Origin of the sequence: Cupriavidus alkaliphilus (assembly GCF_014191175.1) — a bacterium.
Taxonomy (GTDB): domain Bacteria; phylum Pseudomonadota; class Gammaproteobacteria; order Burkholderiales; family Burkholderiaceae; genus Cupriavidus; species Cupriavidus alkaliphilus.
This window is the reverse complement of sequence record NZ_JACHWE010000003.1, coordinates 437,297-451,538: the sequence shown is the minus strand read 5'-3', so window position 1 is coordinate 451,538 and position 14,242 is coordinate 437,297. Positions and strand designations below refer to the sequence as shown.

Here is a 14,242-nt window from a genome sequence, read left to right as displayed (position 1 = left end):
GTTACTTGCCCTTCTTCTGTTTCGGTGGTGCGTCGCGGTCGACCAGCTCAAGCTCGGTCTGCCAGTCACCGCCCTCCGAATCACCGGTGTGCTTGACCGACTCGGCTCGGTAGATGCCTTCAGTAGAGCGGCTCTCCAACTTGACCGGATCACCGGGATTGATCATCGGCAGCAGGAGCGACTTCACCCTCCAGCCATCGCGCTGCTGCGCCGCGCTGACGAGATTGGCGCGCTTGCCCGTCCGCTCGTCCTTGACGCGCGCCTTCTCCCGTGCGCCCTCTCGGGTTCGCTCCGGATATCCGATCAGACCCGAGTCGGCAGCCAGCACCACGGCTTGGCGCCTGGTGGTGCCCCGCTTCGGCACGACTTGCAGCGTCTGGTTCTGGATGGACCACTCCAGCCCGGTGCCCTGAACCACCTTGTGTAGCGCCTGGCGTGCCGGCCCATAGAACGAGAAGCCGTGCTGCCACGTGCGCTCGGGCACGTCGTCGGCCATGATCAGGGGCAGCCCCATTTGCCTGGCGACATCGCTCACGATGCGCTTCGCAGACGCGCCCGCGCCGTAGCCGAGGGACACCGCGGTATCTCTGACTTCGACATAGCCGTCGCGCACCTCTAGTTCCGTCACGACATCGGGGCCGTCGAAGTACGTGTATCCGAACGTGACCGCGCCGGCCGCCATCAGTATCGGCCCGTCTTCCTCGGCATAGCCGGCATACAGGACACAACGTGTGTCCGGCACCTCGATGGAACGTCGCGTCTCTGGCTTCAGGTTGTAGATCCGAATCTTGTGCGGGTTCGGCTGCTCACTGGCGTCCTTGTCGATCTCGAACGTGATGCGGATCGGCGGCACAATCTCGAGGCCTTTCCCGCCCGTCCTGCCCACCAACAGCCTGTATGTCCGATCAAAGCGAGCCACTCTTTACCTCGTCGGCTTCGATATAAACCAGGGCAACGTCGCCGGCCGGCAGGGCTTCGCGGCTGATGCTGTCGCGACCATCCGGCGTCAGGACCAGCAACTCCCCGGCCGGCACAGGCAGGTATCGGAAGCGGTCCAGGAGAGGTGTGTCAGGGACCAAGGCGATGCCAGCAATGATCAACTCGTTGTACGCATTCTCGATTGCGAGCGACCACAGTTCAGCCTCACTGTTCCATGACAAGTGCAGGAAGAATGTCCGCTCGTCCAGCACAACCTCGGTCAGACTGTCATTCGTGTCCAGCACTCGGATTGTCTGCATCTACTTCTTCCCGAACACACTGCCGAGAATCCGGCGCAGGTCGCTCTTTTGCTTCTCGGTGCCTTCCTTCCCGTCGACCTTCCCGGCATTGGTCTTTGTCGAGCCCGCCTTCCCCTTGGCCTTACCACCATCCCTGGCGGAAACCTTCTCCGGCGGAATATCCGCGGTCCGCAACGTGACCTTTCGAATCCGGCGGAAATCGCAGGACACCTCAAAGAACTCGCCTTTACTGTCACGGCTGATCTTGCACGTCTCCATCACCATGTCGGCGTAGGAATCCATACCGGTCACGACCACCACTGGCAAGCGTTCCTTATGAATATTGCGCAACGCCTCCTTGGCGGCAATCAGCTTGCTCCGACCGCCAGCGCCGAATAGCACCGTATCCGCCGCCGTGATCCAGCCAGAAAGCGAAAGGCGCTCCGATTCAAGCACGACGTGATCCGAGATCGGCGCACCGTCTTCGACGGCATACGAAGTTGCCTGGCTGGAGAGCGACGTCTCCTCATTCAGGAGCGCGTCGAGCAGAATTGCCCCGACGCTGGACCTTGCCGTCCCGCTATCGAAAACAAGGGATACGAAGCTCATGCGCCAGCCTCAACCATTGGCAACGCGGCTGCAGCTCGCGACATACGACTGGGGCTCACGGCCGAGCTGATGCCACGCTCCGTCGCCGCGGCTATAGCCGCCGGACTGGAGTTCGGCGCGGTCACTTGAACGCCAGCGATGTTGTTCTGGATGGTCACGCCGCCCCCTGCTGGGTGCACGCGCTGCACATCGGCGGCGCCAACGCCGAATACCTTGTTGCCGACCCATGCGCCAGCGCCCTTGATCCACTCAGTAATCGGAAGGTTGGCCAGCTTGTCGGATATCCATGTCGTAATGGCGCTGCCAACGCCCTTGATCCATGTAATAGCCTGGTCATAGAACTCGCCCATGGACTTGGTGATGGAAGCCCATGCATCCTGCCCCCATTTCTTGATCTCCCCCCAGTGCGTGTAGATGTAGACACCGAGCGCGATCACAGCAGCAATGGCAGCGGCCGCCAGCAATGCTGGCCAGCCCACGATTGCTGCGAGCCCGGATACCAACATCGCCACACCGCGCACGACCCAGAAGATGCCCTGACCAAAGCTGAAGGCCAGCTTCACGATGGATAGCAACGGACCGCCCAGGCCGACGATAAGGGTAGCGATCACGCCCCACTTGGCGAGCCAAGGCCCCAATTCCTGTCCCATGCCGCCGAGCGCTACCTTGATCCATTCAAGCTTGGCCTTGATGCTGTCCAGCGTATCTCGCCACTTCTCTGCGGGTCCGATCAACTCGCCCATGACCGAATCGCCACCCTGTAGCCATACCCAGATGTCCTGACCGATCAGGTAGACCGAGGCCAGAATTGCGGCCATTCGCAGGAACGGCCAAAGCGCTCGGATCGATACCGCGCGCAGCTTGACCATGGCGGCCTGCAGCAGCGTGCTGGCCTTGGTGGCGGAGAGCAGCTGCGTTCGCATGGTGGCCAACGCGGCCGACGCGCCGATCAGGGTCAGCACCTTCATGACGTCCTGCAGGTTGTTGGCTATCCAACCCACACCAACCGCGAATGCTCGGGCGGCACCCACCCCACGGTTGAATGCATCAATCTGCCTGCCAAGGGCATTCTTCAGCAGCATCATGGAGCCGCTGAACGTCTTTGGCACCTGCGCGTACTCGGCCTCCAGCTTGTCGGCTTGTTTGAGCAGCGCGCCGGCCACCTGCTTGCCGGTCCACTTCGCGGTACCGGCCATCTTCTTCAGTTGGTCGACCGACACGCCGAACGAGTCCGCCAGCGCTCCCGCGAGCCGGTCGTTCTTGCGTAGCACGGAGTTCCAGCGAATCGTGCCAGTGGCAAGGCCCTGGGTGAAGTCGGCTACCGAAGCCGCCTGGTCCTCCAACGTTCCGCCGCTGATCGCAGCGGCCTGAGCAACCGCCTTGGTCAGCGCCAGCGACTTGGCCATCGACAGGCCAAGCCTGTCGGCCTGCCCGTTGACGGTCTGGAACCCGTCGGCCATGACGACGAAGTCCTGATTGACCGCCTGCGCCGCGGCGTAGATGCCGCTCATCGCCCGCTGGTGCTCTTGAGCACTGCTCGTGGCAAAGCGCACGCGTTGATCGACGCTGGCCCAATCATCGGCAACCTTGGCGGCTGACAGGACCGAGAAGCCAGCCACGATCGAGCGCACAAGCCGCGCGATGCTGCGATAGCCCTGCGCCATCTTGTCGGCCGACCCTTCGCCCTTCACCTGCGCCGCATTGAGCGCTTGCTGGCTGGCGGTGATTTCGCGCAACCCATCCCGCGCGCCTTCCATGAACCCGGCCCCGAACTCTCGTACGTTGCGCGCGCCGGCGCGCAGCTTCGCCATGCCGTTGCGGAAGGTGGCCTGGTACCGGCTCAGGCCGGAGTTGTCCTCCTCATACCTGAGGACGGTGACCAGTTCACGGATTACGTTCATCTCTTGCTCTGCGCTTCTTTGATGGCAGCCGCCTCAGCAGCCTCCATGGCGTCAAGGACCGCGTTTGCCTTGAGGATATGGACCAGGTCGACGCGGCCTTCGTTGACCGCGTCAATGCTGGCCCAGCCGGCACGAATCACGCGCCAGACGATCAGCTCTTGCTCGAAGTCGTCTCGGAACCGTCCGACAGCCTTGCCAGCAGCTTTTGGGCCGGTCCAGAACGGCCGACCCACCGCAGCAAAAAATCGGCGAAGTTGAACCGAATGATGTGGAACATCAGCTCAAGAATGTCGCCGGCATCCCGGAAGGCCATGCTCCGTGTCGCCTTGTCGAGTTTCGCGTCTCGACCGTTGATGGACACGGCCACGCACTCCGGATCAAGCAGCCTGTTCGCCCACGCCTCCAGCGCTGCGCCGTTTAGCTTCTCGGACAGCTCGCGTAGCGCCTCGACCAGCCCAGCGTCAGCCGCGGCGTCCAGCGCCTCCTTGTCCACGGGTTGGCCCTGCTTCCCGCCGCCCTCGTCACCGAAGGCCGCCTGGAGAAGGTGACCCACCGCTGGCAGGATCTCCTTCTGCAGATCACCGAACATGCGCAGGGCTGTGAACGGATCAAACCGGGCGATATAGAAGGCCGTCTCGCCAATCGTGACTTTCAGTCGCTCCATCAGCTGTTACCTCCCACGAAGTAAATGCTCTTGCCGGTCTGGATCTCCCACTCGCGCTCGCCCACTTCCTTGCCGAATTCGGACGGCGGCAGCTTGACCACCCACGCCTCGGAGGACGTGAAGAGCGTCCGGCCGCGCAAGTCGGTAACTGCGATGGGGAAGATGCCACCGCCGCCGCTCAGGCGGTCCGCCTGCAGAAGCGAGGACAGGACATCGTTGCCTGCGCTCGTCTGCTGCAGCTTGATCGTGACCTTGCAACGGCGGTCGCTGGACATCGCGCGCGCCACCTCGCCGTCGGCACCGCTGGTGGAGGTCACCCCATCGCCGATTTCCTCGATGCTGATGAAGCTGTCTTCGGCAAAGCCCGAGAGGGTCGCGGCGGCGACGGTGACATTGACCCGCGCAGGGTCGTAAGTGTGGGTCGTCATTCGAGACTCCGATTACAGGGCGTAGGTAAGATTGCCCTTGATGTTCGCCGCGTGGATGGCGCCGGCCAGGCGGGCCGTGAAGCCCACGTCATTCAGCACGCGGTTCGCCTTGTCGTTGAACGGCACGTTTGCCGCGCGCGGGGCGGTGATCACGTAGGACGGGATCGTGCGCATTTCATCGTCGACTTCCTCCGGCGCGATACCGCCGCGGGAAACGCCAAGGTCCAGCGCCTGGCGCATGGCCGTCGTCACGATCTCGATGCCCCCATCGGTGTACGGCACCTTGCCCTTGTTGTTCTTCAGGTTCACGAGGGCCGACATGACGTTCACCTTGATCTGCTCGGCCAGCCAGTCGCGGAAGCGGATCACGTCGATCCACTCGCCGGCCGCGACCTTGCCGTTCTGGGTGATGGCGAAGTTTCGGAACGGTTCAAATGTGTTGGCGTTCTTGTTCCGCGCCGCGATGGATTCACCCTCGCCAAGGTTGTCGTAGCTGATACCCGCGAGGCGCACGTTCGCCCAGGTCTCGCCGCCCGGGTAGAAGGTGAAGCGATTGGCCGACACCGCCGCCTCCAGCCATTCAGTCGCGGCGGCCGCGTGATACCAGACGTGCGTGCGGAAATACTGCTTTTCCTGCAGCTTGGATGCGATGTCGGTGTCAATGCCGCTATCCAGCACCCCCGGATCTGCGACACCGATCCCGAGCAGCTTGGCGTTGGCCTCGACCCATTCGGCAGCGTCAAGGACGTCTGCCTCCTCCCGACTGGTCAGGATCACGCCATACCAACCATCATCCTCGCGCCGGCATGCCGCGAGCGCAGCCGTCACGGATTCGGTGCTCTGCGGCGTTGCCAGCACCAGATTGCCCTTAACCTTCACGGCCATGGCGGCGCCGTCCACGTCGTTTGTCACCGTCACCTGGCCGGCAGCGGACACGGCGGTGACAGGGGCCGGTGTCGCGGCAATCGCGGCAGCCAGCCCCTGCGCGATCTGCGCGACCGTATCGGTGCCCTTGCCTGCATAGATCGCCGTGGCCACCTGAGCGACGCCTGCGGCGTCGCGCCACTGCAGCGTGGCAATGTAGTCGGATGCAGAAGCCTTCGTGACCGTGATGTCCGCCACGTCGACCTGCTGGCGCCCGATATAGCACTGGCTGAGCGTCGGAATCTGCTTGAACACATCCCGTACCGCCTTGTACAGCGGGTCTGTTTCAGCCACGCCCAGGTCGAGCAACTGGTCAGAGCCTGTCACGACAAGCAGCCTGCTGAGCGAGGCGACATGCGGGCCGACAACCAGCAGATCGGAGAAGGATTGCTCGCGGATCGCCGTCGTGTTCAGGACGATCTGAACGTTGACGATGCGGTCGATGTTTGCCATATGAGGCTCCAGAAATGACAAGAGCCGCCTACTGGCGGCTCATCGCAGGAAAATCAGGTAACGCTACGGTGTAGTCACGTCGACCGGCACGGTTCCGGTAGCTCCACCGGTCACCGCACCATGGAACACGACCTGCTCCACCACGCCAACGGCGTCGGACAGTGTCACGGCGTAACGAACGCCCAGCTCCAGAAGCGCACGCGGCTCGTATGTGGCCTGATCCCGCAGCACCGGCACCTGACTGATCTTGCCGACATCGAAGACGGCGAGGTCCAGCCGCTCGGCTTCGGCCAGCGCGGCATCCGTGCCGAGACGCTGACCAAGACGATCGAGTGCGTCGTAGCTGCCGCGGCCGAAGCACTGCAGCTCGACCGCTGCATCTCGATGCGCGATCACCAACTGTTGGCCCGCGCCATCCACGGCACCGCGGTGAAGCGGGAACCGGCGCGCCGTCTGCACCCGGAGTTGGATGTATGGCTTCGGCGGGCGGCGGCCGTTCTCGTCGGCGAAGATGACCGGCACACCACCAGACACCGCCGTGATGAGCTGGAAGATGGCCTGCTCAGGCGTCATGGCTCGGTCTCCAGCACAGCGTGATAGCGGTAGTGGGGGATCACCCCTGACTGCCACGGGCTGACCGCCACCACCAGGTAATCGCCCGGGCGGGGGGTAAACGGCCATATGAGCCTGTCGCCATTCCTGTCATTGGCGCCGGCTACATTCAGCACCGAGTTGGTGTAGACGCGGACAGCGGCCTCGATGCGCCGGCCCTCCATCAGTGCCTGCAACTCGTCATAGGCAGAGAGGGGCAATGGCTGCACTGACGCCTGGATGGTCACGATGCCCTCCTCTGCGCCATCCACCCACCGGCCTTCCACCCATTGCCCCGCCGCGCGGCGGCGGATCTGGGTTGGCTTCCGGAAACCGCTCATCTCAGCTTCTCGTAACGAATGGCGCCCAGCATGACGCCGTGGTCGATCAGCGGCGTGCTGCTGCCCTTCTTCCTTACCGTTGAAGGTGCATTCGGCGTAGCCCAGCCCGGCGACTGCTGTACGTGGGCCTTCTGGTGTTTCTCGACCCACAGCCCAAGTGCATCCATGGCAACGCTCGCATCGGCCCCGTTTGCGACAGCATTGGCCTGACGGTCCATCGCCATGGCGAGCACCGTGCGGTTCTTGTCGAAGAAGTCCCGCACGAAGGGCCGGGCCGGGATGTCCTCGGTCCCGAACTCGTTGAAGATCGCGACATCGAGGATATCCACGCCTGTGCCCGGTTCCTTGCCGGCATCAGCCTGGATGCCAACTTTGACGCCATTCCCGGCCAGCTTGGACTGGTCCTTGACGAACTTGACCAGCCCCCGGTCAATGACTTTGACACTCACACCCATTGGGCCGCCTCGCTACCGTGATGGCGCCATACCCGCACAGATCCGCCAGGCGCTGGTACTGCGCAAGAAAGCCCATGGGATCACCCACATCGCTACCGCCTTCCGCGCCAGCACGGTAGGTTCGAGCAAGGTCGCCTTCCTTCTCACTGGAAATGCCGACTGGAATAACGCCCACAGACGCTCCAGCAGCCTGCTGCTGCAGCCGGTTGTACAGCAGCCATGCGGCATACCAAGCCTGCGCCTCATCCTGGCGCGGCGCCGACAGGCAGGAAGGTCGGTAGGACTCAGCCTGCGCAAGCGCGAATCCCTTGTCGGCCTCCGGCACGTCGGCGACCGCCGGCGCCAGGAAGTCCAGCAGTTCGACGGTGGCCGCCATGGCTACTGCCGGTGAGCTTGATACAGCTCTTGCAGGTCAGCCTTCTTGGCGCCGTCGGGATACTCGATCCCCAGCGCGTCGAGCGCTTGCTTCAGCTCGGCCACGGTTTGCGGCTCCTGCGCGCCGCCGCCTTCGCCGTCAACTTCGACCAGGACGCCGCGCTTGATCAGAGTCTGGATGCCGCGGTTTTCTTCGTCCACCTCGTCCACCGCCAGCGGGGCAATCACCTGCGTACCACCGATGGTCACAACGAACGCTGCCGTGTTCTTGACTTTCATGGTCAGATCTCCGCTTTGGTGAGTGCCAGCGGGTAGTACACGGTCACGCCCGCGGTGCGGGCCAGACACGGCACCACCAGCTCGAGGTTCCGGGCTTGCGCCGGCAGCTGGTTAAACGGCATGGGGTTCTCCATGCTGATGTTGTCCGAGCTGAACTCGTACATCAGCGTGAGCGGCGTTCCACCCTCGCCCGCGTCCTGAAACTCGGGGACTTCCTCGATCGTCAGGCCCGGGTGCTTGCCCTTGAAGAACTCGCCGACGGTCTTGCCGACGGAATCCGGCAGGCGCCGCGAAAAGAGCAGGGAGTACTCGATACTGGGCAGCGCCCACATGGTAGGGGTGTGAACGCCCTTCGACTGCAGTCGGACCGAATTCCAGAGGGCGTCAGCGTCCTCCAGCATCTCGTCCGCCGTGCGCGCAGGATTGGCCCAGTCCCCGTGCGGCAGCACCGTCACGCCGATGTTCGGATGGGTGGTGAGGCCGAACAGCCCATATTTGGGGTCGCCAACCATCGCCACCTGGTTCAGCTTCACGTCGACAGCGCGGCGCGCGGCACTCGCCTTGCGAGTTGGCAGGTTGGCTTGCAGCGCCATGCTGGCGCGCAGCTCGGAGATGTTGTAGCCGTAGCTGTCGCCGATGTCCTTGATGCGAACGGTCTTCTCCTGGCCCTTCACATCCGCGCGCGGCAGATCGTCGGCATAGTTGGCCACGATCTTGGCCATGCCCACCTGGTCGTAGTAGCGATACGTGAAGGTCTCGGCCCATTCCGGCACTTCCGAGGTCTGGGGCACCAGCTGCAGGCCTTTCATCGGCGGCAGCTTGCGGTCATAGGTGCGCGCTTTGACGTAGTCCAGTTCGCGCGCGGCGAAGATCGATTCGTCCTCGCGCAGGCCGCCCATCTGCGGGGCAAAGACCTGCACGGCGACCAGATCGGCTTCGTCGTAGTGAGTGTGTCGATTCATGTTTCCCTCACGGAAATGAAAGCGGCCCGCACTGTGGCGGGCCGGCGATGTGGGTAGCGCTGGTGCGCGTTGGTCAGGCGAACGGATTGTGCAGTTCCACCCAGGCGATCTCGGCACCGTTCACGAGCGTCACCTTGTCGCTTCGGAACACTGCGTTGGGCAGCGCGTTACCGCCGTTGTCCGACACCGTGCCATCGTTGGCGAACTTCACCGGCCCCTCGTTTGTTGCGGAAGCGCCCGGCGTGACCACCGCCCAGACACCTCCGCGCCGCAGGATCGAAGCGCAGTCCGTCTTGACATACTTGTTGACGTTGAACGGGATCGTATGGGTCTGCAGCGAGATCCCGGCGACCTTCGTCCCCGCGCCGGGCACCAGGAGGCCGTCCGCGCCCTTACCGCATACCAGGCCGAAGCCCAGGTCCGCGCCAACCGGGAACGACTCGACGAGGTCATCGCGCGAGTCGACCTTCATGCCCGGAAAGGCCGGGTCCATCTGGTCCGAGTACATCATGGTTACTGGCCTCCGTTCATGCCACTGATCATCTTGGCGCGGGCCGCTGCTGCTGACACGCTGCCACCGCCATCGCCCTCATTGCCGTCCTGCTTCACCTTCTGGAACATCTCGCGGCGCTGGCTGCTGAGTGCGTCAGTGCGACTTGCCTTCTCGCCGACAGCGAGGTCGTACGCCACCTCGAGGTAAGCATCAGACTTACCGGCCACATCGAAGCCGTCGCCGCGCACGGCCTTGATCACTGCGACGCGGATGTCCTTGTCAGCCATGTCCTGCTTGACTTCCACGCCCAGCGCCTTCGCCTCCCCTTCCAGCTTGAGGCGTGCGTGCGCGACTGCCTGGCCGTCCTTGCGCGCTTGGTCGATCTTGGCGACCGCTTCATCTGCGCGGGCTTTTTCCGAGTCCGCGCGGGCCTGCTGCTCATCCGCACGCTTCGTGGCATCGCCGATCTTTCCGCGCAGGGCCTCCAGTTCTTGGGCTACCTCGGGCGCGGCGTCATAGGACAGTCCCGAGTCAAGCCGGACTTTGACAGTGGTCATATTGCTTTCCTCATCGTTGCTCAAATCGGCGTCAGCCGCATCCAGGTTCAGGCGGGCATTACCGGCCCGCCCTGCTCGCACCAAGGCAGTGTGGTTGTATCTGATGTTCCGCTGCACAGCGTCGTAGCGCTGACCGTTCCACTCGCCCGGCGTCTCGTCGAGGGTGAGCGTGTAGCCGCAAGACAGCTCCTTCTTGCCGGCGACGATTGGCGACGTGTCATGGATCACGATGTCGCCCACGGTGTTCTCACCGTCTTGTCGGCCTTCCGACAACACTGTGCCAACCGAGTGCTGCTTGGCGTTACGGGAATTCACCAGACCTGGGTGCCCATCCGTGATCGGAATGCCTTTCAGGCTCGCCAGCGTGTCCGCATGGAACACCTCTTCCGGCGGCCGCAGCTCGTAGCGAGTGGTGCCGTCCTGCCGCTTGTACGGGAAGATGCCGACGCGAGTCAGGATCGGGCTATCGCGCAAGTATCCTTCCGCGGTGCTGGTGGCCCTCAGCGGCGTGGTGTCAAATCGCATTTCCATGGTGGCATCCTCAATGGACGATCAGGCCGTCCAGATCATCCAGGTCGGGGAGCTTCGGCTCCGCCCAGCATCGGCACCGGATCGGCTCGCCCGGATGCCCGTCGGGCGGAGGCTTATCCCAGGCGAACGTCTGCCCTTCGCGCGCAACGTGCTCGTCCCGTTCGCGCGTGTCGAGTACACCGCGCCAGTTGTATTCGCTGATCCCGATGTTGCGCTGTCGATATCCGGTGAGGCGACCGTTCAGCTTCCCGATCTGGTCGCGAGCGATCAGTTCCGCCCGATTCGTTGGCAGGTCATAGGTGCTGCGCACATACGCCGTGAGGCTGCGCAGCGTTTCGCCGCGCTGCACCGCGGCAACTACCCTTCCCTGCAGCTGGTCTAGGTACTGAGTGGGGACGGATTGGATTAGGCGCAGGTTCTCCGCTTCCCAGACCCGCATGAGCTGCTCCAGGACCGGCTCGGCGCGGAAGATATCGACGCCGTAGGCGGCACGCAGGAGTTCATGGAACTGACGGGCGTTGAAAGCGTTGACCCGGCTGCCGAAAAGCGCTATCACCGCACGCAGGGACTCCGGCGACACCAGCGCTGCAGCCAACGCTTCCTTGAACGCCAGTTCGAGTGCGGTGTACCAGCGATCGTCCTCGGGTGGGTGCGCGAGATCGTCACTGCGGCCGGTCGCCAGCGCCGGCACGACAAAGCGTTCTACGGCGTCGATGACCCGCGTGGCGCTGGCTTGTACGAACCGGACATACTCCCGTTCGATGGCCGCCGGGTACAACGATTTCTTAGGTTTGCGTGGCGTATTGCGCTGCGGCCCTGGCGTCGCCGGCGTCGTTGTCGAGCCCATACTTCCCCTCGGCAATGAGGTACTCCCTACCCTCTTCCTCACTGACCATGCCTGCGCCAGCCAGTGTGTTGAGGGCGTTGGCTTCCGCTGCCGCTGCGTCAGCGTTGGTCTTGCGCACGTCCGCTTGCTCCTTCTCCGTCGGGCTCTCCAGCGGTGGCCAGAAGATCGACCACTGCTCGATCTTGGTGGTGACCGACCGCTGCGCGAGAATCAGCGCGACCAGGCGCTCCAGCGCCGGACCGGCCTTGTTTCGCTGCAACCCCTCCACCACGTCGTGGAAGGTGCTGAAGTCTGCGTCGCCGGTGGCGTTCTGGCCCGCCGGGGACCGCCCGAACAGCAGTGTGACCGGGATTCCGGTGTCTGCCGAGAGGGCAATCTGGAACTCGTTGACGATGTCCCTCACACCGGCAACGTTCGTGTCCTCGATTCGGTACTCGTCCTCGCTGTCGATGGCGACGGTGTTCAGGATGTTCCGTGCCGAGTCTACCAACGCGATGCGCTTCTGGACGATGTCCTCGAGCTGCGCCTGGATCAGCTCGGCCAGCCCCTTCATGCCGTAGATGGCTTGCTGCTTGCGCTCAAGGATGCCGAGTGCCCAGCGCAGCGACTGGCTGTAGTCGCTGATCGTCTGGTATGCCCGAGTGATAGCGCTGCGGCCGGCCCATGGCACGCCCTTGATCGCGGCAATCCGGCGAGGCAACGGATCACCGGGCACCGGGATAAGGCGCGTCTCATGCACGTAGAACTCGGCATTGACGGAGCCGGAAGCCTGCGTTCGGACTTGGTAGACCTCTGGCATTCCGAAGTTTGGCTTTGTGGGGTCGCTGTAACGCTGATCCGTCGGGCTGACATCGTCCAGATCGAAAACCTTCAGCTCCTCGATCGTGTCCAGCCGGGCGATATCCAGCGGCGCGCGCAGCATACCGCCATCGTCAGCCACCACTACGATTGCGGCACCGCCCGTCAGGCGTGACCACCGCAGCGAGTCGGCCAACGCAGGAAGCACCTTCAGGCGGTCCAGCTCGTTGGTCACGACGCTATCTTCATCGCCTTTGATCTCGACGCCGCGGGACACCGCTTTGTCGGCCGGCAGGTCGACCACTCGGCCATACAGCCCGCCCAGCGCGTACAACTCGACGGCAGTGCGAGCCAGCACCGGCGACACGCCAGCGCGGCGGCCCAGCAGCGCCGATTCGTAACCGTCTAGTCTCATGAGATTCCATCAGCTGGCCAGCGCACGTGCGCGGGCGATGTTGTCGCCCATTGCGTTGAAGGCTCGCGACAGCCCATCGATCTGGTCGTCGAAAGCGCCATTCGGGAACATGCGCATCTCGCCAATTAGCGCATCGTTCCACGGCGCCTTGAGCATCTTCACGTTGCCCACGTTGACTTGCGCCGCGAAGGGCGCTGCGCGCGTGGCCTTGTCGCCGCTCTCCGTCGTGAAGGAAAACGGGACGCCAAAGAGCTTCTTCGACAGATAGGCCGCCTGTGCCTTACCGGCCTGGCCGGGATCCTGCGGGATCGACTGCATGACCCGCGGGCCGTCCCGCTTCGCCGTGCCGACGAGCAGCTTCTCGACATCGTCTGGCGTGCCCCTCTCACGCTGCACGTCCGCAATCCACAGCGTTCCGTCAGGACTCCGGCCAAGCAGCGGTCCGGCCGTCCAGTCGCCGGCGTTCTTTGTCGCGGCCAAATCCCAGCCGCGGACCAGCTCGAGCTTGGCCGGCAGCGCGTCAACAATTTCGACCCGACTGGGCTTGAACACCCCACCATCGCGCGGTGCCGGCGCCTGCATGTACTGGCCGGCGAACACATACGGGTTCGCCTCCTCCATGCGCGCCAGATCCGCCGCGCTGTGCTTCTCCGGCCAGAGCGGCGTCCCGTCCTCGTTGCGAGCCGGGATGCATACATGCTCCCAGCGCTCGCCATTCCCGCCGTTCAAAAGCCAGCCCGCGAGATCCCGCTCGTGCAGGCGCTGCATGATCAGGATGATCGGCGTGTCTGGGGTGTTCGTGCGGGATTCCAGCGTGTTCTGGAACCACTCGATGACGCCCTCGCGCACCGTCTCGCTTTCCGCCTCGTCTGGCTTGTGCGGGTCATCGATAATGATCGCGCCGCCGAACCCATCCCGCTGCTTGCCCGCGCCGAAGCCGGTAATCGGGCCGCTCGAGCCCGTTGCGTACATCACGCCGCCGGCGGTGGTCTTCCAATCGTCCCGCGCCGATGACGACGGATCGAGCATGGCCGCGGGAAAGATCTCCCGGTAGGCCGGATGCTCCAGCATTTCGCGCGTGGCGAGCGAGTTCTTCGCGGCCAGCTTGGCACCGTAGGACGTGTGGATGAACTCGGCATCTGGGTACTGCCCCATGGCCCACGACACGAAGTTCGGTACCGCCAGCTCGGTTTTTGAGTACCGCGGTGCCACGTTGATGATCAGCCGGCGGCACTGGCCCCGAAACACCCGTGTCAGCGCATCGCAGATCGTCTTATGGTGGGGCCCGCGCTTCCAATGAAAACGGCGGCGCTGGAAGAACATCCACCGGGTGTAGAAGTACAGATCCTCGCGCGCCAGCTCGGCAGCGGCAAGCCGCTCAGCCGGGGAGAATTCGCGCATG

The 14,242-nt window shown here is 63.8% G+C and carries 18 protein-coding genes; all 18 read right to left on the bottom strand.

Translation table 11 applies throughout. From position 1 onward, the window contains the following. Position 1: 1 nt before the first annotated feature. Positions 2 to 919, bottom strand: a complete 918-nt coding sequence (locus tag FHX60_RS13675; protein ID WP_183283658.1) for a phage protein — start codon at positions 917 to 919, stop codon at positions 2 to 4. Further along, on the bottom strand, positions 906 to 1,238 hold the full coding sequence (locus FHX60_RS13670; protein WP_183283657.1) for a phage baseplate plug family protein: 333 nt from the start codon (positions 1,236 to 1,238) through the stop codon (positions 906 to 908). The genes FHX60_RS13675 and FHX60_RS13670 overlap by 14 nt, the downstream gene beginning before the upstream one ends. Beyond that, the gene (locus FHX60_RS13665; RefSeq protein ID WP_183283656.1) at positions 1,239 to 1,826 is read right to left on the bottom strand and encodes a phage baseplate protein; all 588 of its coding nucleotides are present in this window, start codon (positions 1,824 to 1,826) and stop codon (positions 1,239 to 1,241) included. After that, on the bottom strand, positions 1,823 to 3,727 hold the full coding sequence (locus tag FHX60_RS13660; RefSeq protein ID WP_183283655.1) for a tape measure protein: 1,905 nt from the start codon (positions 3,725 to 3,727) through the stop codon (positions 1,823 to 1,825). The genes FHX60_RS13665 and FHX60_RS13660 overlap by 4 nt, the downstream gene beginning before the upstream one ends. Positions 3,728 to 3,878: 151 nt before the next feature. Next, positions 3,879 to 4,391 (bottom strand): phage tail assembly chaperone, encoded by a 513-nt coding sequence (locus FHX60_RS13655; protein ID WP_183283654.1) that lies wholly within the window; start codon positions 4,389 to 4,391, stop codon positions 3,879 to 3,881. Next, positions 4,391 to 4,819, bottom strand: a complete 429-nt coding sequence (locus FHX60_RS13650) for a phage structural protein (RefSeq protein WP_183283653.1) — start codon at positions 4,817 to 4,819, stop codon at positions 4,391 to 4,393. Before FHX60_RS13650 ends, FHX60_RS13655 begins: the two co-directional genes overlap by 1 nt. A gap of 12 nt (positions 4,820 to 4,831) precedes the next feature. Next, entirely contained in the window at positions 4,832 to 6,196 is a 1,365-nt protein-coding gene (locus FHX60_RS13645) for a DUF3383 family protein (RefSeq protein WP_183283652.1), read from the bottom strand. Positions 6,197 to 6,259: 63 nt separating this feature from the next. After that, a complete protein-coding gene (locus FHX60_RS13640; protein ID WP_183283651.1) occupies positions 6,260 to 6,769 on the bottom strand; it encodes a phage neck terminator protein in 510 nt (169 codons plus the stop codon). Continuing rightward, complete coding sequence (locus FHX60_RS13635; protein ID WP_183283650.1) at positions 6,766 to 7,128, bottom strand: hypothetical protein; 363 nt, start codon at positions 7,126 to 7,128, stop codon at positions 6,766 to 6,768. The genes FHX60_RS13640 and FHX60_RS13635 overlap by 4 nt, the downstream gene beginning before the upstream one ends. Beyond that, complete coding sequence (locus FHX60_RS13630) at positions 7,125 to 7,583, bottom strand: hypothetical protein (protein WP_221210002.1); 459 nt, start codon at positions 7,581 to 7,583, stop codon at positions 7,125 to 7,127. The genes FHX60_RS13635 and FHX60_RS13630 overlap by 4 nt, the downstream gene beginning before the upstream one ends. Then, complete coding sequence (locus tag FHX60_RS13625) at positions 7,558 to 7,959, bottom strand: DUF4054 domain-containing protein (protein ID WP_183283649.1); 402 nt, start codon at positions 7,957 to 7,959, stop codon at positions 7,558 to 7,560. Before FHX60_RS13625 ends, FHX60_RS13630 begins: the two co-directional genes overlap by 26 nt. Before the next feature lie 2 nt (positions 7,960 to 7,961). Then, positions 7,962 to 8,237, bottom strand: a complete 276-nt coding sequence (locus FHX60_RS13620) for a HeH/LEM domain-containing protein (protein ID WP_183283648.1) — start codon at positions 8,235 to 8,237, stop codon at positions 7,962 to 7,964. 2 nt (positions 8,238 to 8,239) lie between these two features. Then, positions 8,240 to 9,199, bottom strand: coding sequence for a DUF2184 domain-containing protein (locus tag FHX60_RS13615; protein ID WP_183283647.1), 960 nt, complete (start codon positions 9,197 to 9,199; stop codon positions 8,240 to 8,242). Between the two features lie 73 nt (positions 9,200 to 9,272). Further along, a complete protein-coding gene (locus FHX60_RS13610) occupies positions 9,273 to 9,710 on the bottom strand; it encodes a structural cement protein Gp24 (RefSeq protein ID WP_260163902.1) in 438 nt (145 codons plus the stop codon). A 2-nt stretch (positions 9,711 to 9,712) separates the two neighbouring features. Then, positions 9,713 to 10,780 carry a DUF2213 domain-containing protein gene (locus FHX60_RS13605; RefSeq protein WP_183283646.1) on the bottom strand — a complete coding sequence of 356 codons (1,068 nt, stop codon included), beginning with the start codon at positions 10,778 to 10,780 and terminating at the stop codon, positions 9,713 to 9,715. A gap of 10 nt (positions 10,781 to 10,790) precedes the next feature. Continuing rightward, positions 10,791 to 11,627, bottom strand: a complete 837-nt coding sequence (locus FHX60_RS13600) for a phage minor head protein (RefSeq protein ID WP_183283645.1) — start codon at positions 11,625 to 11,627, stop codon at positions 10,791 to 10,793. Next, a complete protein-coding gene (locus FHX60_RS13595) occupies positions 11,566 to 12,840 on the bottom strand; it encodes a phage portal protein (RefSeq protein WP_183283644.1) in 1,275 nt (424 codons plus the stop codon). The genes FHX60_RS13600 and FHX60_RS13595 overlap by 62 nt, the downstream gene beginning before the upstream one ends. Before the next feature lie 9 nt (positions 12,841 to 12,849). Then, positions 12,850 to 14,241 (bottom strand): phage terminase large subunit, encoded by a 1,392-nt coding sequence (terL, locus tag FHX60_RS13590; RefSeq protein ID WP_183283643.1) that lies wholly within the window; start codon positions 14,239 to 14,241, stop codon positions 12,850 to 12,852. Position 14,242: the final 1 nt, after the last annotated feature.